The sequence below is a fragment of the Streptomyces tagetis genome (assembly GCF_018069565.1).
In the GTDB taxonomy this organism is placed as follows: Bacteria; Actinomycetota; Actinomycetes; order Streptomycetales; family Streptomycetaceae; genus Streptomyces; species Streptomyces tagetis.
On sequence record NZ_JAGPNL010000003.1, the window covers coordinates 18,146 to 35,710 of the forward strand.

13 protein-coding genes are annotated in these 17,565 nt (G+C 72.9%); 9 read left to right on the forward strand and 4 right to left on the reverse strand.

What is annotated here, in order from left to right; genetic code table 11:
* Window positions 1–48: 48 nt before the first annotated feature.
* A complete protein-coding gene (gene disA / locus J5Y05_RS12165) occupies window positions 49–1,173 on the forward strand; it encodes a DNA integrity scanning diadenylate cyclase DisA (RefSeq protein WP_030421973.1) in 1,125 nt (374 codons plus the stop codon).
* Between the two features lie 74 nt (window positions 1,174–1,247).
* On the opposite strand, the gene J5Y05_RS12170 is transcribed toward disA, so the two are convergent.
* Complete coding sequence (locus tag J5Y05_RS12170; RefSeq protein WP_210871522.1) at window positions 1,248–2,084, reverse strand: hypothetical protein; 837 nt, start codon at window positions 2,082–2,084, stop codon at window positions 1,248–1,250.
* A 174-nt stretch (window positions 2,085–2,258) separates the two neighbouring features.
* Between J5Y05_RS12170 and J5Y05_RS12175 the strand changes: the two genes are divergently transcribed.
* The 6 genes from J5Y05_RS12175 to cseC all read left to right on the forward strand — a co-directional run bounded on the left by J5Y05_RS12175 (window position 2,259) and on the right by cseC (window position 8,175).
* Complete coding sequence (locus J5Y05_RS12175; protein ID WP_210871524.1) at window positions 2,259–2,909, forward strand: phosphatase PAP2 family protein; 651 nt, start codon at window positions 2,259–2,261, stop codon at window positions 2,907–2,909.
* A 658-nt stretch (window positions 2,910–3,567) separates the two neighbouring features.
* Complete coding sequence (locus J5Y05_RS12180; protein ID WP_210871526.1) at window positions 3,568–4,545, forward strand: HhH-GPD family protein; 978 nt, start codon at window positions 3,568–3,570, stop codon at window positions 4,543–4,545.
* A gap of 270 nt (window positions 4,546–4,815) precedes the next feature.
* Window positions 4,816–5,355, forward strand: a complete 540-nt coding sequence (locus J5Y05_RS12185) for a SigE family RNA polymerase sigma factor (protein ID WP_210871528.1) — start codon at window positions 4,816–4,818, stop codon at window positions 5,353–5,355.
* Window positions 5,343–6,020 carry a hypothetical protein gene (locus J5Y05_RS12190; protein WP_372450483.1) on the forward strand — a complete coding sequence of 226 codons (678 nt, stop codon included), beginning with the start codon at window positions 5,343–5,345 and terminating at the stop codon, window positions 6,018–6,020. The genes J5Y05_RS12185 and J5Y05_RS12190 overlap by 13 nt, the downstream gene beginning before the upstream one ends.
* Before the next feature lie 95 nt (window positions 6,021–6,115).
* On the forward strand, window positions 6,116–6,817 hold the full coding sequence (cseB, locus tag J5Y05_RS12195) for a two-component system response regulator CseB (RefSeq protein WP_210871530.1): 702 nt from the start codon (window positions 6,116–6,118) through the stop codon (window positions 6,815–6,817).
* Between the two features lie 8 nt (window positions 6,818–6,825).
* Window positions 6,826–8,175 (forward strand): two-component system sensor histidine kinase CseC, encoded by a 1,350-nt coding sequence (cseC, locus tag J5Y05_RS12200; protein ID WP_210871532.1) that lies wholly within the window; start codon window positions 6,826–6,828, stop codon window positions 8,173–8,175.
* Window positions 8,176–8,265: 90 nt separating this feature from the next.
* Here the strand turns inward: cseC and J5Y05_RS12205 are convergent, their stop codons facing one another.
* A complete protein-coding gene (locus tag J5Y05_RS12205; RefSeq protein WP_210871534.1) occupies window positions 8,266–9,852 on the reverse strand; it encodes an MDR family MFS transporter in 1,587 nt (528 codons plus the stop codon).
* Window positions 9,853–9,992: 140 nt separating this feature from the next.
* Between J5Y05_RS12205 and J5Y05_RS12210 the strand changes: the two genes are divergently transcribed.
* Window positions 9,993–10,598 carry a TetR/AcrR family transcriptional regulator gene (locus J5Y05_RS12210; protein WP_210871537.1) on the forward strand — a complete coding sequence of 202 codons (606 nt, stop codon included), beginning with the start codon at window positions 9,993–9,995 and terminating at the stop codon, window positions 10,596–10,598.
* Between the two features lie 13 nt (window positions 10,599–10,611).
* Here the strand turns inward: J5Y05_RS12210 and J5Y05_RS12215 are convergent, their stop codons facing one another.
* Window positions 10,612–11,295 carry a M23 family metallopeptidase gene (locus tag J5Y05_RS12215; RefSeq protein WP_210871539.1) on the reverse strand — a complete coding sequence of 228 codons (684 nt, stop codon included), beginning with the start codon at window positions 11,293–11,295 and terminating at the stop codon, window positions 10,612–10,614.
* A 479-nt stretch (window positions 11,296–11,774) separates the two neighbouring features.
* Between J5Y05_RS12215 and J5Y05_RS12220 the strand changes: the two genes are divergently transcribed.
* Entirely contained in the window at window positions 11,775–14,837 is a 3,063-nt protein-coding gene (locus tag J5Y05_RS12220) for an NACHT domain-containing protein (protein ID WP_210871541.1), read from the forward strand.
* A 76-nt stretch (window positions 14,838–14,913) separates the two neighbouring features.
* Here the strand turns inward: J5Y05_RS12220 and J5Y05_RS12225 are convergent, their stop codons facing one another.
* Window positions 14,914–17,439 carry an ATP-dependent Clp protease ATP-binding subunit gene (locus J5Y05_RS12225; RefSeq protein ID WP_210871544.1) on the reverse strand — a complete coding sequence of 842 codons (2,526 nt, stop codon included), beginning with the start codon at window positions 17,437–17,439 and terminating at the stop codon, window positions 14,914–14,916.
* Window positions 17,440–17,565: the final 126 nt, after the last annotated feature.

Consider the following 17,565-nt stretch of genomic DNA (forward strand, 5'->3'; position numbering starts at 1 on the left):
AGTGTGCGATGCGGGAGCGCCTGAAGTACCTGCGACCGGAGGAGTGCAGTGGCAGCCAACGACCGGGCAGCGGCTCCCGGAAAGTCCGGCCAGAGCGCCGGCGCGGAGGGCCTGATGCGCGCCTCGCTGAGCGCCGTCGCACCCGGAACGGCCCTGCGTGACGGCCTGGAGCGGGTCCTGCGCGGCAACACGGGCGGTCTGATCGTGCTCGGCTCGGACAAGACCGTCGAGGTCATGTGCACGGGCGGTTTCGTGCTGGACGTGGAGTTCACCGCGACCCGGCTGCGCGAGCTGTGCAAGCTCGACGGCGGCATCGTGCTCTCCTCGGACCTGTCGAAGATCCTGCGCGCGGGCGTCCAGCTCGTCCCGGACCCGACGATCCCCACGGAGGAGACGGGCACCCGGCACCGCACGGCGGACCGGGTCAGCAAGCAGGTCGGCTTCCCCGTCGTCTCCGTCTCCCAGTCCATGCGGCTCATCGCCCTCTACGTGGACGGGCAGCGCCGCGTCCTGGAGGACTCCGCGGCGATCCTGTCCCGGGCCAACCAGGCCCTGGCGACCCTGGAGCGGTACAAGCTGCGCCTCGACGAGGTCGCGGGCACGCTCTCCGCGCTGGAGATCGAGGACCTGGTGACCGTCCGGGACGTCTCGGCGGTCTCCCAGCGCCTGGAGATGGTCCGCCGCATCGCCACGGAGATCGCCGAGTACGTGGTGGAGCTGGGCACCGACGGCCGCCTGCTCGCCCTCCAGCTCGACGAGCTGATCGCCGGCGTCGAACCGGAACGCGAGCTGGTGGTCAGGGACTACGTGCCCGAGCCGACCGCCAAGCGCTCGCGCACCGTGGAGGAGGCGCTGACCGAGCTGGACAAGCTCAGCCACGCCGAGCTGCTCGAACTGTCCACGGTGGCCCGCGCGTTGGGGTACACCGGCTCGCCCGAGACGCTCGACTCGGCGGTCTCGCCGCGCGGCTTCCGGCTGCTGGCGAAGGTCCCCCGGCTGCCCGGCGCGATCATCGACCGGCTGGTGGAGCACTTCGGCGGACTGCAGAAGCTGCTCGCCGCCAGCGTCGACGACCTCCAGACGGTGGACGGCGTCGGCGAGGCCCGCGCCCGCAGCGTCCGCGAGGGACTCTCCCGCCTGGCGGAGTCCTCCATCCTGGAACGCTACGTCTGACGCACGTCACGGGGGCCGCGCGGCGGCCCCCGGCCGTCAGTCGGCCCCCGTCCGTCAGTCGGCCCCCCGGCCCTTCAGTCGGCCTCCAGCACGAAGGACGTGCGCACCTTCTCCCGGCCCGGGGCCTTCGCCTCCACCAGGTACGTCCCCGGCTTCGCCGAACCGGCCGGCGGCGTGCCGCACCCGGAGGCGCTGGGCTTGCGGTCCCACGTCACCGTGTGGGTGATGGCGCTGTGGGCGGCCACCTTGTAGCGGCGGCTGCCGCCGTCCTTCGGGCAGTCGTCGGAGGCCCAGTACACGTCGTCGGCGCTGGCCGGGGTGATCGTCAGCACCGTGTGCTTCGGGCCGAGGTCGACCTTGCAGTCGGCGCCGGAGGAGTTCCGGGCGGTCAGCTCGAAGGTGGGCTTCTGGTCGGGCGTGTAGGTGTTGCGGACGCTGCGCAGGCTCAGCCGGACCGCGCCGGGACCGCAGTCCGGCAGGTCCGAGCCGCCCGGCAGGACGTCGCCCGCGCCGACGCCGACCGCCTTGCCGCCGCCGGTGCCCGAGTCGCCGGAGCCCGAGGCGGAGTCGCCGTCGCCGGAATCCGGTCCGTCGCCGGAGCCGTCACCGTCCTCCGCGCCCGAACCGCCACCGGAGCCCGGCCCCTTGCCGTCCCCGTCGCCCGACTCGTCCCGCCCGCCCGGCGCCTGACTGATCGCCGGGCCGGAGTCCGAGGGGCCGGGGGTGATCGAGGACACCGGGTTCTTGCCGTTGGCGGTGTCCTCGCGGCCCTTGCCGCCGCCGTCGCCGCCGGAGACCACGGCCCACGTGATCAACAGCGCCAACAGGGCGAGCACGGACAGCAGTACGGCCCTCCGTCGCCAGTAGATGGAGGAGGGAAGCGGCCCGACCGGATTGCGCAGAGATCCCACGGCGCAAACCATACGAGAGATCGACGCGTTACCCCGTCCCACCCGCCGTTCGGGCGCCAACTTTTCCGGATCATCATCCCGGAGACCGGTTTCGCCGCTCTTGCCGGGCGCCCGCGCCCGCGGCGGACGGTCGCGGCTGTGACCGTGTCACCGGACCGCATACGCTCTGCCTCCATGACCTTCGAGGACAACGATCTCTACCGCGACATCACCGGTTTCGCCCACGACACCCCGGTATGGGTGCAGCGCACGGCAGAGGCGTGGACGGAAGCCGGACTCCTGGTGTTCGGCGTACTGTTCGTCATCTTCTGGTGGCGGGCCCGGCACGCCGACTCGCGCGCGTTCGCGATCGCAGCCCTTGCACCCGTGGCCACGGCTGTGGCGTACGTGTGCAGCGAACTGCTCAAGTCGGTGATAACCGAGGAACGGCCCTGCCGCGCGGTCCCCGACGCGCTTCCGTCCCTCATCACCTGCCCGCCGACCGGTGACTGGTCCTTCCCGAGCAACCACTCCACGATCGCGGGCGGCGCCGCGGTGACGCTGGTCCTGGTCCGGCGCGCGCTGGTCTGGCTGACCGCCCCGATGGCCCTGCTGATGGCCTTCTCCCGGGTCTTCGTCGGCGTGCACTACCCGCACGACGTCGCCGCCGGCCTGCTCTTCGGCGTGCTCCTCGCCTTCCTCGCGGTCCGCGTGGGCACGGGGCCGGTGGCCCGGCTGACGGAGACGATGCGCGCCTCGTCGTCCTCGGCCGCCCGCTGGCTGACCGGCCCCGGCGCGACGGCCACGGCCCGCCCCAGCCGGCACGCGGCCCACGCCCGCCGCTGACACCCGAACGACAGCCGGCGTCCCCGGGCCACCGGGTGCCGTCCCCCGCGGGGCCGCGCCAGGGTCCTGCGGGGGGCCGCCCCGCAGGACCGGGGGCTCGCCGGCCGACGGCGGCGCGACCGCCACGGACGCGCCCCCGCCCCGCCCCCGCCCCCGCTCCCGAGGACCGGCCCCCGCCCGCGTGGGTCCGCCCCCGGACGCCCGAGGCCGAGGCCCCTCGCCCCGCCGGGTACGCCCCGCCGCACGGCGCCGAGGCCCCGCCCGGCGGGGTCGCCTCCGCCCACCGGACTCCGGACTGGACGCCCCGGCCCGCCCGGCCCACGCCCCACCACACGCCCTGCGCCACTCCCCGGCCCCGGACGGACGGGGCGACCACGGCACCGGGCGGGCCCGGAGCCCTCGCCCCCGGCCCGCCCCTGCCGGACCCCGCCGCCCGCCCAGGGCGGCTCCCACCCCCGGCGCCCCCACGACGCGGCGCGGCCACGCCCCGCAGGCCGCTGACCTCACCCCCGCCCGGCAGGGGGGACCCGCCCCCGCCCGGCAGGGCCCCCGTACCGCCGGCTGTGGGACGGGATGGGGCCGACCGCGCCGGGGCGTGCCCTCCATCGGGTGGTGGTCCCTCATCGCGTCCGGGGGGCCGTGGCAGGATCTCAGGGTCATGACTGCGCCCACGAAGCCCTCGCACCACGGCCCCGCCGACCCCGGCCTCCGGGTGTCCGCCGCCGTGTCCGACTCCGCACCGGCAGCCGCGCGCACCGTGTCCGGCGAGCCGCTGCACTCCCCCGTCATCGAATGGTTCGACGAACACGCCCGCGATCTGCCGTGGCGGCGTCCGGAGGCCGGTGCCTGGGGGGTGATGGTCAGTGAGTTCATGCTCCAGCAGACGCCGGTGAACCGCGTCCTGCCCGTCTACGAACAGTGGCTGGCCCGCTGGCCGCGCCCCGCCGACCTCGCCGCCGAGGCCCCCGGCGAAGCCGTCCGCGCCTGGGGCCGGCTCGGCTACCCGCGCCGCGCCCTGCGGCTGCACGGCGCCGCCGTCGCCATAACGGAACGGCACGGCGGCGACGTCCCCGCCGACCACGCCCAACTGCTCGCGCTGCCCGGCATCGGCGAGTACACGGCCGCCGCGGTCGCGTCCTTCGCCTACGGCCAGCGGCACGCGGTGCTGGACACCAACGTCCGCCGGGTCTTCGCCCGCGCGGTCGGCGGCGCGCAGTACCCGCCGACCGCCACCACCGCCGCCGAACGCCGGCTCGCCCGCGCGCTGCTCCCCGAGGACGAGGCGACCGCCGCCCGCTGGGCCGCCGCCTCGATGGAGCTGGGCGCGCTGGTGTGCACCGCCCGCAACGAGTCCTGCCACCGCTGCCCGATCACGGCCCAGTGCGCCTGGAACCTGGCCGGCAAGCCCGCCCACGAGGGCCCGCCGCGCCGCACCCAGACCTACGCGGGCACCGACCGGCAGGTGCGCGGCCGGCTCCTCGCGGTGCTGCGGGAGTCCCGTGCCCCGGTGCCGCGCTCGGCGCTGGAGCGGGTGTGGCACGAGCCGGTCCAGCGCGCCCGCGCGCTGGACGGACTGGTCGCCGACGGACTGGTCGAGCCGCTCGCCGACGGCCTGTACCGGCTCCCGCTGACCTGACCCGCCCCGGCCGGCCCCGCATACCACCCCGTACCGGGACGGGCCGGCCCACGGCCTTACCCGTCCCCTACTTCCGTTACACAACCGTCGGGCAGCCGAGCGGTACCCGCAGGGTGCTGCGCACAGCCCCGTGACAACGCTTCCCTAGCGTCGTCTGCGAGCCCGCCGGCCGCTTCGGACCGGCGGGCCCACGCCGCCGGCCGAGGGCCGGGGCAGGGGAGACCCGGCGGGTGACCAGACCGCCGGACGGGGACCGGAAGGCGGTTGACCATGGCGCAGGGCGAGGTGCTCGCATTCGAGGAGTACGTCCGCACCCGGCAGGAGGCGCTGCTGCGCAGCGCACGCCGGCTCGTCCCGGACCCGGTCGACGCCCAGGACCTGCTCCAGACCGCGCTGGCCCGCACGTACGGCCGCTGGGACGGCATCGCCGACAAGCGGCTGGCCGACGCCTACCTGCGCCGGGTGATGATCAACACCCGGACCGAGTGGTGGCGGGCGCGGAAGCTGGACGAGGTGCCGACCGAGCAGCTTCCCGAGCGGTGCGTGGACGACTCCGCCGAGCAGTGCGCGGACCGCGCCCTGCTGATGGACGTCCTCAAGGTGCTCGCCCCCAAGCAGCGCAGCGTCGTGGTGCTGCGACACTGGGAGCAGATGACGACGGAGGAGACGGCCGAGGCCCTCGGCATGTCCGCCGGAACGGTGAAGAGCACGCTGCACCGGGCGCTCGCCCGGCTCCGCGAGGAGCTGGTCTCCCGCGAGCGGGAAGCATGCGCGCTGGAGCGTGAGGAGCGGGAGCGGTGCGCGGCCTGAGTGCCGGCCGGACCCTCGGGGGGACCGGGAGGACGGCAGGGGCGGCGAGTGCGACGGTGGTCGTGTTCGTCGCCCTCGGCGTGCTGCTGTCCGGCTGCGGGGCGGGCGGCACCGGCGCACGTGACGAGGGCCCGGCGCACGCGGAGGCGGCGGCCGGCGTGGCCACGGCCTCCCCCGTCGCGACGCCCTCCCCCGTGCCCACGCCCTCCGGGGTCCCCGACCGGGTCGACGCGGTCCGCCTGGTCAAGTCCGACCCCCGGGTCTCCACGGCGGTCAAGCGGGAGCTGAAGCCCTGCGTCGCCGACGAGTACCCGGTCGACGTCTCCTACGGCGACCTGACCGACGGAGTGGCCCAGGACGTCGTGGTCAACGTACTGACCTGCGGGGACGCGGTGGGGGTGGGCAGCTATGTGTACCGCGAGCAGGACGGCGGGTACCGGAACGTCTTCCGCTCCGAGGAACCCCCGGTCTACGCCGAGATCGACCGGGGCGACCTGGTGGTCACCAAGCAGGTCTACGAGAGGGGCGACCCGGTGTCCGACCCGTCCGGCGAGAACGTGATCACGTACCGCTGGTCGGCGGACCACTTCACGGAGGAGCACCGTACGCACAACGACTACAGCAACGCCGTCGGGACCGTGCCGAGCCCGGTCCCGGCCCCCTGAGCCCACCGACCGCACCGACCGCACCACCCGCACCACCCACAGCGACCGCACCGACCGCACCGACCACATCGGCCACGAGGACTGAGAGCACCGGGATGGCAGACCAGACGCACGTCCTGTTCGTCGAGGACGACGACGTCATCCGCGAGGCGACCCAGCTCGCCCTGGAGCGGGTCGGCTTCGCGGTCACCGCGATGCCCGACGGGCTGTCGGGGCTGGAGGCGTTCCGGGCCGACCGGCCGGACATCGCGCTGCTGGACGTGATGGTGCCGGGGATGGACGGGGTCAGCCTGTGCCGCCGCATCCGGGACGAGTCCACCGTGCCGGTGATCATGGTGTCGGCGCGGGCGGACTCCATCGACGTGGTCCTCGGCCTGGAGGCGGGCGCGGACGACTACGTCACCAAGCCCTTCGACGGCGCGGTCCTGGTCGCCCGCATCCGCGCGGTGCTGCGCCGCTTCGGCCACGCCGGCGGCGGCGACCGGGCGGACGCGGACGGTCCGCCGGTCGGCGGGGTGCTGACCTTCGGCGAGCTGGAGGTCGACACCGACGGCATGGAGGTGCGCCGCGCCGGGCGGCCGGTGGCGCTCACCCCGACCGAGATGCGGCTGCTGCTGGAGTTCTCCACCGCCCCGGGCACCGTGCTCTCCCGCGACCGGCTGCTGGAACGCGTCTGGGAGTACGGCTGGGGCGGGGACACCCGGGTCGTCGACGTCCACGTGCAGCGGCTGCGGGGCAAGATCGGCCAGGACCGCATCGAGACGGTCCGCGGCTTCGGCTACAAGCTGAGGGCCTGAGCGGGGTCATGCGGGGGTACTTCCGGCCGAGGGCCGCCGCCGCGGCCGAGCGCGCGGGCATCCGTACGGGGCTGCGCTGGAAGCTCAGCGCGGCGATCGCGCTGGTCGGCGCGCTGGTGGCGATAGCGCTGAGCCTGGTGGTGCACAACGCGGCCCGGGTGTCGATGCTGGACAACGCGCGCGACCTGGCCGACGAACGGGTCCTGGTCGCGCAGCGCAACTACGAGCTGTCGGGGCGGCTGAACTTCCCCAACACCCGGATCGACGACCCCGGCCTCCCCGAGGAGCTGCGCCGCAAGGTGGAGGCGGGCCGGCGCGCGACCTACGTCGCCGACCGGCCGGGCGGTGCCACGGAGATCTGGGCGGCGGTGCCGCTCAAGGACGGGCACGTGATGTCGTTGCACACCGGCTTCACCGACCGCAGCTCCGACATCCTCTCCGACCTCGACCAGGCGCTGGTGATCGGTTCCATCGCGGTCGTCCTCGGCGGCAGCGCGCTCGGCGTGCTGATCGGCGGGCACCTCTCCCGGCGGCTGCGCAAGGCCGCCGCCGCGGCGCACCGGGTCGCCGGGGGCGAGCCGGACGTACGGGTGCGGGACGCGATAGGCGGGGTGGTGCGGGACGAGACGGACGACCTGGCCAGCGCCGTGGACGCGATGGCGGACGCCCTCCAGCAGCGGCTGGAGGCCGAGCGCCGGGTCACCGCGGACATCGCGCACGAGCTGCGCACGCCGGTGACCGGACTGCTCACGGCGGCCGAGCTGCTGCCGCCGGGCAGGCCCACCGAGCTGGTGCAGGACCGGGCGGAGGCGCTGCGCACGCTCGTGGAGGACGTGCTGGAGGTGGCCCGGCTCGACGGGGCCTCGGAACGGGCCGAACTCCAGGACATCGTGCTGGGCGACTTCGTCACCCGGCGGGTGGCGGCGCGGGACCCGCGGGCCCGGGTGCGGGTGGTGCACGAGTCGGAGGTGACCACCGACCCGCGCCGGCTGGAGCGGGTGCTGTCCAACCTGCTCGCCAACGCCGCCCGGCACGGCCGTCCGCCGGTGGAGGTCACCGTCGAGGGCCGGGTGATCCGGGTCCGCGACCACGGGCCCGGCTTCCCGGAGGAGCTGCTCGCGGAGGGCCCGAGCCGCTTCCGCACCGGCAGCCGGGACCGGGCGGGGCGCGGGCACGGGCTGGGGCTGACCATCGCGGCCGGTCAGGCCCGGGTGCTGGGCGCCCGGCTCACCTTCCGCAACGTCCGCCCGCCGGGGGCGGCCGAGGAGGAGCCCCCCGAGGGCGCGGCGGCCGTCCTGTGGCTCCCGGAACACGCCCCCACCAACACCGGGAGCCATCCGCTGCCCCGGCTGCCGTGAGAGACGTACGAACCCCCTGAGCCGGAGCTTCACGGGAGTGCGCGAGGGCCCCTGGGACGTCCCAGGGGCCCTCGCGCACTCCCTCGTGGATCAGGCCGGCTCGGCCACCGTGGCCTGCGGCGCCGGGGTCTCGGCCTGCTTCGGGCCCGCGCCCTTCAGCGGGACCTCCTTGACGAAGACCGCCGCGACCAGCGCCACCACCGCCACCACCGCGCCGAGCAGGAACGCCCCGTGGGTGCCGGAGGAGACCGCGTACTGGTACGCCTCCCGCACCGGGACCGGCAGCTTGGCAAGGCTGGTGGCGTCGAGCTGGGCCGACTGCTCGGTGACCTGGGAGCCCAGCGCACCGGCCTTCTCGGTCATGACGTCCTGGACGCGGTGGTTGAAGAGCGCGCCCATGATCGCGACGCCGAAGGAGGAGCCGACCGTACGGAAGAGGGTCGTCGACGAGGAGGCGACGCCCATGTCCTTCATCTCCACGCTGTTCTGCGCCACCAGCATGGTGATCTGCATCAGGCAGCCCATGCCGAGGCCGACGACGGCCATGTACACGCCGGAGGTGAACCGGCTGGTCTCGGTGTCCATCAGCGAGAGCAGGTACAGCCCGACGGCCATGAGCGCGCCGCCCGCCACCGGGAAGACCTTGTAGCGGCCGGTGCTCGTGGTCACCCGCCCGGCGACGAGCGAGGTGACCAGCATCGCGCCGAGCATCGGCAGGAGGAGCAGCCCGGAGTTGGTGGCGGACGCGCCCTGCACGGCCTGCTGGTACAGCGGCAGGAAGAGCGTGGCGCCGAACATCACGAAGCCGGTGATGAAGCCGATGACGGACATCAGCGTGAAGTTGCGGCTGCGGAAGATGTGCAGCGGCACGATCGGCTCGGCCGCCCGGGTCTGCCAGAAGCCGAAGCCGACCAGCGCGGCGACGCCGATGCCGGCCAGCTCCATGATCCGCGCGGAGGTCCAGGCGTACTCCGTGCCGCCCCAGGTGGTGACGAGCACGATGGAGGTGATGCCGACGGTGAGCAGTACGGCGCCCAGGTAGTCGATCCGCGCGGTGGCCCGCTTCTTCGGCAGGTGCAGGACGACGCTGATGGCGACGAGCGCGAGCGCGCCGAGCGGCAGGTTGATGTAGAAGGCCCAGCGCCAGCCCCAGTGGTCGGTGATGGTGCCGCCGACCAGCGGTCCGCCGATCATGGCGAGCGCCATGACGCCGGCCATCATGCCCTGGTACTTGCCGCGCTCGCGGGGCGGGATCAGGTCGCCGATGATCGCCATCACGCCGACCATCAGTCCGCCGGCGCCGAGGCCCTGGACCGCGCGGAAGCCGATGAGCTGGCCCATGTCCTGGGCCATGCCGCTCAGCGCGGAGCCGGCCAGGAAGATCACGATCGAGGTCATGAACGAGCCCTTGCGCCCGTACATGTCACCGAGCTTGCCCCACAGCGGGGTGGAGGCCGCGGTGGCCAGGGTGTAGGCGGTGACGACCCAGGAGAGGTGCTCCAGCCCGCCCAGCTCGCCGACGATCGTCGGCATCGCGGTGCCGATGATCATGTTGTCGAGCATGGCGAGCATCATCGCGATCATGAGCGCGAGCAGGACCACCCGCACGCTCCGCGGCTGCCTGCCGCCGGTCTCTTCTCCGGCGACGGCGGCCCCGGCCGCCTGTGTCTCCGCCATGACTCCCTCTCCCCCGGGTCCTCACCCGTACTTACTTGCCGCCCGGCAAGTTGACTAGACTCGGGACGGTAGACCCGTAACTAGCCGGTCGTCAAGTAAGTTTTCCGGAAAGTGCGCGGGGCAGGAGGTGGCGTAGGAGGATGAGCGGCACGATGGACGGCACCAGGCGGCAACAGCGCAGACGCGGGGACACCCGTCAGCGCATCCAGGACGTGGCGCTGGAGCTCTTCGCCGAGCAGGGCTACGAGAAGACCTCGCTGCGGGAGATCGCCGAGCACCTGGACGTCACCAAGGCGGCGCTGTACTACCACTTCAAGACCAAGGAAGAGATCCTCGTCAGCATCTTCGAGGATCTCACCCGGCCCATCGGGGACCTCATCGCCTGGGGGCGCGAGCAGCCGCACTCCCTGGAGACGAAGCAGGAGATCGTCCGCCGCTACTGCGAGGTGCTGGCCGGCGCGGCCCCGCTCTTCCGCTTCATGCAGGAGAACCAGGCCGCCATCCGCGAGCTGCGCATCGGCGAGATGTTCAAGCACCGGATGCTGGGCCTGCGGGACATCCTCATCGACCCCGAAGCGGACCTGGTCGACCAGGTCCGCTGTGTGAGTGCTCTCTTCACGCTGCACGCCGGGATGTTCGTCCTCCAGGATCTGGAGGACGATCCGGCCAAGAGGCGTGCGGCGGTTCTGGAGGTCGCCACCGATCTGGTGGCGCAGGCGCACCGGGGAGCGGTCCCGGGCGCCTGACCGGGGGCGTGCGTCAGACGGTGACGCCCTTGCCGCGCAGGAAGGCGACCGGGTCCACGGCCGAGCCGTAGTTCGGGGTGGTACGGATCTCGAAGTGCAGGTGCGGACCGCTGGAGTTGCCCGTGTTGCCGGACTTCGCGATGTGCTGGCCGGTCTTGACGACCTGGCCGACCTTCACGTCGACCCGGGACAGGTGGGCGTACTGGGAGTACGTGCCGCTGCCGTGCTTGATGACGACGGCGTTGCCGTAGGCGGGGCCGTCGCCGGCGCCGTTGCCGCCGGCCTTGACCACGGTGCCGCCGTGGACGGCGACGACATCGGTGCCGACCGGCACGGCGAAGTCCTGGCCGCTGTGCTTGGACGCCCACATGCCACCGTTCTGCGCGAAGCTCGCGGTGAGCGAGTACTTCGCGACCGGGTCCACCCAGGAGGCGGTCTTCTTCGTGGCGGCGGACGGGGCCTTCGCGGTCTGCGCCGACTTGCCGGCCTTGGCGGTCTGCGCGGCCTTGGCCTGGGCCTGGGCCTGCGCCTGGACGGAGCTTGCGGCGGTGGAGGTGCTGGGAGCCGCCGAGGTGCCGGCGGCAGCCGCGACCCCGGAGCCCAGCGCGACCGAGGCGCCGATTCCGGCGGCCATCAGGGCCGCACGGCTGCGCAGGGTGGTCGGACGGGGCAGACGGGACGTGACGCGCGGGAACATTCGAACCTCATGGGGACGGGGTCAGGGGGACGCCCTCCGGTGAACGTTCGGGACGCTCTCCCGGCGGGCTCCACCTTGGTAACCCGAGGGGGCGAACCAGCACAAAGGTGTGACCTACGACCGTTTTTCGTAGTTCAGGGTGAAACTTCCCGAGTGATGACAGATCCGTCTTTTCGGACAGAAGCAGCTCAGAGCCCCGCCGGCCCAGCCCCGCCTTGGTCCGGTATGCCGGTTTCCCCGGCCCCCGCCGCGTCGACTATTCCCCGTAGTACCCCCCGGATCGCCTGTGCCCCATGTCACCGCGAGCCATGATCGAAGGACCCCCGGATGTGACGGGGGCTACTCGCCCCCGGCGGTAAATCGCGGCCCCGCAGCGGCCGTTCACCACCCCGGAACGTGACCGGCGCCACGCCCGTCACCCGCCCCGGGGGCCCGATAGGCTCCCCCTCGTCACGGGCCACGGGGGAGGAACCGGCGGGATGGAACCAGTCGTACTCGGCGGGAAGTTGGCCTCCCCGCTCATCGCACCGCTGATCAGGAAGCTCTTCGTGCCGGACGGCCCCGGCGCCGGCCTGGTCGAGCGGCCCGTCCGCCTCACGCACCTGGTCTCCTTCCGCGGCGAGCGGCGCGTCCTCGGCGAGAAGGAGGTGCGCCGGCTCGCCGCGCGCCTGGTCGGGGCGACCCTGGACTCCCGGGGCGAGGCGCCCTTCCCCCGCGACGAGGAGACCGCCGTCGCCGACGCCCTCACCGCCCGCCTGCTCGCCCTCGGCGACCTGGACATGGACGACGTCCAGGCCGTCGGCCTGGGCCACCGCAAACTGGCCGCACGACTGCGCCGCCCCGGGGCCGCCGACGGCCTCTCCGCCGACGCCGGGTACTTCCTCGACTCCGCGACCGAGTGGGCCTGCCTGCACATCCTGGAGTTCTTCACCCGGCGCTCCGCCTTCGTCGCCCGCACCCTCGTCGAGCAGACCCGCCGGCAAACCGAACTCATCGCAAAAATCGACGAGTTGATCCTCCGCATCCCGCGCCCGGCCGCCCACGACACCGCCTTCGAACGCCGCTACCTGCCCTACGTCGCCGAACGTCACGACCACCTCACCATCTACGGCATCGACCTGCGCGACTCCCCCGACCGCTGGCCGCTGGAGGTGGCCTACCTCACCCTGGAGGCCACCGCCGACCACGAGGAACCCGGCGACCGGGACCCCGCGCGCCCCGGCGAGGGCCCGCCCGCCCGCGCCCGGCGGCTCCCCGCCGACCGGACGCTCGACCAGGAGCCCCGCGTACTGCTCCGGGGCGACGCGGGCTCCGGCAAGACGACCCTCGCCCAGTGGCTGGCGGTGACCGCCGCCCGGGAGGGCACGCGCATCCCCTACGTCCTCCCGCTGCGCACCCTGATCCGCACCGGCCCGCTGCCCGCCCCCGCGGCCTTCCTGAGCGCGGCGGGCTGCCCGCTGACCCCGCCGGAGGGCTGGGCGGAACGCGTCCTGACCGAAGGCCGCGCCCTGGTCCTCGTCGACGGCCTGGACGAGATCCCGGCGGCCGACCGGCACGCCACCCGGCACTGGCTGCGCGGCCTCCTGCACGCCTACCCCGGCAACCGCTGGCTGCTGACCACCCGCCCCACCGCCGTACGCGCCGACTGGCTGGCCACGGAGGGCTTCTGGGAACTCTCCCTGGCTCCCATGGGCCACGCGGAGGTCGCCACCTTCGTCCACCGCTGGCACGAGGCCGCCCGCGCCCCCGAGTACGAACAGCGGCTGCTCGACTCCCTGCGCACCAAACGGGACCTGGCCCGCCTCGTCACCAACCCGCTGATGTGCGGCCTGGTCTGCGCCCTGCACCGCGAGCGGCGCGGCTACCTCCCCACCGGCCGCAAGGAGTTGTACGACGCCGCCCTCGCCATGCTCCTCACCCGCCGGGACCGCGAACGCGGCCTCGGCACGGGCGACGGCCCCGACCTCGGCGAGGAGGCACAGCTCGAACTCCTCCAACGCCTCGCCTACGCCCTGGTGTTGAGCGGTCGCAGCGAAATGGGGCTGGAGACGGCCGAGCGGATCGTGGAGCGCGCCCTGCCCACCCTGGCACCGGCCGGGTTCTGCGACGCCCCGACGGTGCTGCGGTCCCTGCTGCTGCGCAGCGGCGTGCTGCGCCATCCCGCCGAGGACACCCTCGACTTCGTCCACCGCACCTTCCAGGACTACCTGGCCGCCCGCCACGCCGTGGAGGAAGGCCACCTCGACGTCCTCACCAGCCGGGCCGGGGACACCCAGTGGGAGGACGTGATCCGCATGGCCGTCGCCCACGCCCGGCCCCGCGAACGCGTCGCCCTGCTGCGGGGTCTGCCCGCCGAGGGCTCGCCCCGGCTCACCCTGCTCGCCCTGGCCTGCCTGGAGCACGCCACCGCCCTGGACCCGGCGGTGCGCGCGGAGGTGGAGCGGCGGGCGGCCGGGCTGATCCCGCCGCGCACCACCGAGGCGGCGCGGGAGCTGGCGGCGGCCGGTCCGCTGGTGCTGGAGCTGCTGCCGGGGCCCGAGGGGCTGACCGCCGAGGAGGCGCGGTGCGTCACCGTCACCGCTTCGGTCCTGGGCCAGGAGGAACCCGACGGGGCCCTCGCCGTACTGCGCCGCTTCCGGGACCACCCGGACCTCGGCGTGCGGCGGCAGCTCGCGGGCACCTGGCACCGCTTCGACACCGCGCGGTACGCGGCCGAGGTCCTGGACCACCTCGACCGTACGGACCTCTTCCTCGACTGCGAGACGCCCGCCCAGCGCGCCGCGCTCGCCGGGATGCGCCCCTGGGCCGGGCTGCGCTTCTCGGGCCCGCACCGGGCCGAGGACATCGTGGCCGCCGTACCGGAGCCGGAGGCGGTGACCACGCTGCGCATCGAGCGGAACCCGGTGCTGACGGACCTGGCACCGCTGCGGCGCCTCACCTCGCTGACCCGGCTGTCGCACGCCGAGAGCCCGCACGCGACCGGCCTGGACGCGCTGGCGGCGCTGCCCCTCAAGGAACTCGTCCTCGGCTCGGTAGCCGACCTGACGGGGCTGCGGGCCCTGTCGTCGCTCGTCATGCTCTCCGTGGTCCAGGAGCTGCCGGGGACATGCCTCACCGAGACCCTGCCGACCGAGGCTCCCCTGGGCTTTCTCTTCCTGGGGCGCAACAGCACGGACGCCACCGGGCTACTGGGCCTGAGCCGCTGGAAGACGCTGCGCACACTCGGCCTCGGGCCGTTGACCACGGAACTGACCACGGCCGACTGGCACGAGGTCGCGGCACTCCCGGGGCTCACCCACCTCCATCTGGACGCGGCGATCATCCGGAACTTGCCGGCCTCCATCGGCCGCATGCCGGAGCTGCCCGGCATCGAGACGCTGTGGGTCCCCGCGATGGACGGAACCGAGCATCTCGCCGCACTGGCATCCCGGCTCCCCAACGTGCACTCGGTGACCCTCGGGAGCAGGCACGGACACTGGTCCCCGGTCGCCGACTTCCGCCCGCTCTTCCCTCACGCCGACGTGACCCTGGAGCAATACTGACCCGGCACGGAAAAAGGGGCTGTCCCGGGACCGGAGTCCCGGGACAGCCCCTTTTCGGCGGCTCACCCCGGAGGGATCACGCCTCCTTGCTCAGGTTCGGACCGGCTCCGCCGGCCGCCTGCTCGATCGGCGGGACGTCGGGCAGCGCCGACTGCTCCTCACCCCGGAAGGTGAAGGTCTTGGCCTCGCCCTCGCCCTCGGTGTCCACGACCACGATGTGACCGGGGCGCAGCTCGCCGAAGAGGATCTTCTCCGAGAGCGTGTCCTCGATCTCGCGCTGGATGGTGCGGCGCAGCGGCCGGGCACCCAGCACGGGGTCGTAGCCCTTCTGGGACAGCAGCTCCTTCGCGGTCTGGGACAGCTCGATGCCCATGTCCCGGTCCTTGAGGCGCTCGTCCACCTTGGTGATCATCAGGTCGACGATCGCGAGGATGTCGGCCTGCGTGAGCTGCGGGAAGACGACCACGTCGTCGACACGGTTGAGGAACTCAGGGCGGAAGTGCTGCTTCAGCTCGTCCGACACCTTGTTCTTCATGCGCTCGTAGTTGGTCTTCGTGTCGCCGGCGGCGGCGAAGCCCAGGTTGAAGCCCTTGGAGATGTCCCGGGTGCCGAGGTTGGTCGTCATGATGATGACCGTGTTCTTGAAGTCCACGACCCGGCCCTGGGAGTCGGTCAGGCGACCGTCCTCCAGGATCTGCAGCAGCGAGTTGAAGATGTCCGGGTGGGCCTTCTCGACCTCGTCGAAGAGGACGACCGAGAACGGCTTGCGGCGGACCTTCTCCGTGAGCTGGCCGCCCTCCTCGTACCCCACGTAGCCGGGGGGCGAGCCGAAGAGGCGCGAGACCGTGTGCTTCTCGCTGAACTCCGACATGTCGAGGGAGATCAGCGCGTCCTCGTCGCCGAAGAGGAACTCCGCGAGCGCCTTGGACAGCTCGGTCTTACCGACACCCGAGGGGCCGGCGAAGATGAACGAGCCACCGGGGCGCTTCGGGTCCTTCAGACCGGCGCGCGTACGGCGGATCGCCCGGGACAGCGCCTTGACGGCGTCGATCTGGCCGATGACCCGCTTGTGGAGCTCGTCCTCCATGCGCAGCAGGCGGGACGACTCCTCCTCGGTGAGCTTGAAGACCGGGATGCCGGTGGCCGTGGCGAGGACCTCGGCGATCAGCTCGCCGTCGACCTCGGCGACGACGTCCATGTCGCCGGCCTTCCACTCCTTCTCCCGCTTGGCCTTGGCGGCGAGGAGCTGCTTCTCCTTGTCGCGCAGGGAGGCGGCCTTCTCGAAGTCCTGCGAGTCGATCGCGGACTCCTTGTCACGGCGGACGCTGGCGATCTTCTCGTCGAACTCGCGCAGGTCCGGCGGCGCGGTCATCCGGCGGATGCGCATCCGGGAGCCGGCCTCGTCGATCAGGTCGATCGCCTTGTCCGGCAGGAAGCGGTCCGAGATGTACCGGTCGGCCAGGGTGGCGGCCTGGACCAGCGCCTCGTCGGTGATGGAGACCCGGTGGTGGGCCTCGTACCGGTCGCGCAGACCCTTGAGGATCTCGATGGTGTGCGGCAGGGACGGCTCCGCGACCTGGATCGGCTGGAAGCGGCGCTCCAGGGCCGCGTCCTTCTCCAGGTGCTTGCGGTACTCGTCCAGCGTGGTGGCGCCGATGGTCTGCAGCTCACCGCGGGCCAGCATCGGCTTGAGGATCGACGCGGCGTCGATGGCGCCCTCGGCGGCACCCGCGCCGACCAGCGTGTGCAGCTCGTCGATGAACAGGATGATGTCGCCCCGGGTGCGGATCTCCTTGAGCACCTTCTTCAGGCGCTCCTCGAAGTCACCGCGGTAGCGGGAGCCGGCCACCAGCGCGCCGAGGTCGAGGGTGTAGAGGTGCTTGTCCTTGAGGGTCTCGGGCACCTCGCCCTTGACGATGGCCTGCGCGAGGCCCTCGACGACGGCGGTCTTGCCGACGCCGGGCTCACCGATCAGCACCGGGTTGTTCTTGGTGCGGCGGGACAGCACCTGCATGACCCGCTCGATCTCCTTCTCGCGCCCGATGACCGGGTCGAGCTTGGATTCGCGGGCCGCCTGGGTGAGGTTCCGGCCGAACTGGTCGAGGACCAGGGACGTGGAGGGGGTGCCCTCGGCAGGACCGCCGGCGGTGGCGGTCTCCTTGCCCTGGTAACCGGAGAGCAGCTGGATGACCTGCTGCCGCACCCGGTTGAGGTCGGCACCCAGCTTCACCAGGACCTGGGCGGCGACGCCCTCGCCCTCGCGGATCAGGCCGAGCAGGATGTGCTCGGTGCCGATGTAGTTGTGACCGAGCTGAAGGGCCTCCCGGAGCGACAGCTCCAGGACCTTCTTGGCACGGGGGGTGAAGGGGATGTGACCCGACGGGGCCTGCTGGCCCTGGCCGATGATCTCCTCCACCTGCTGGCGGACCGCCTCGAGCGAAATCCCGAGGCTCTCAAGGGCCTTGGCGGCGACACCCTCACCCTCGTGGATCAGGCCCAGGAGGATGTGCTCGGTGCCGATGTAGTTGTGGTTGAGCATCCGGGCTTCTTCCTGAGCCAGGACGACAACCCGCCGCGCGCGGTCGGTGAACCTCTCGAACATCGTTAATCGCTCCTCAGAGCGGTCAGGCAGTAAGGGGAACTTCCCCTCCCTGTCCTTCCGCAGCTTAGTCCCGCAAGCGGGGACCGCTCATTCCAACTGCCGACACCGTCGATGGCCTCCTGACCC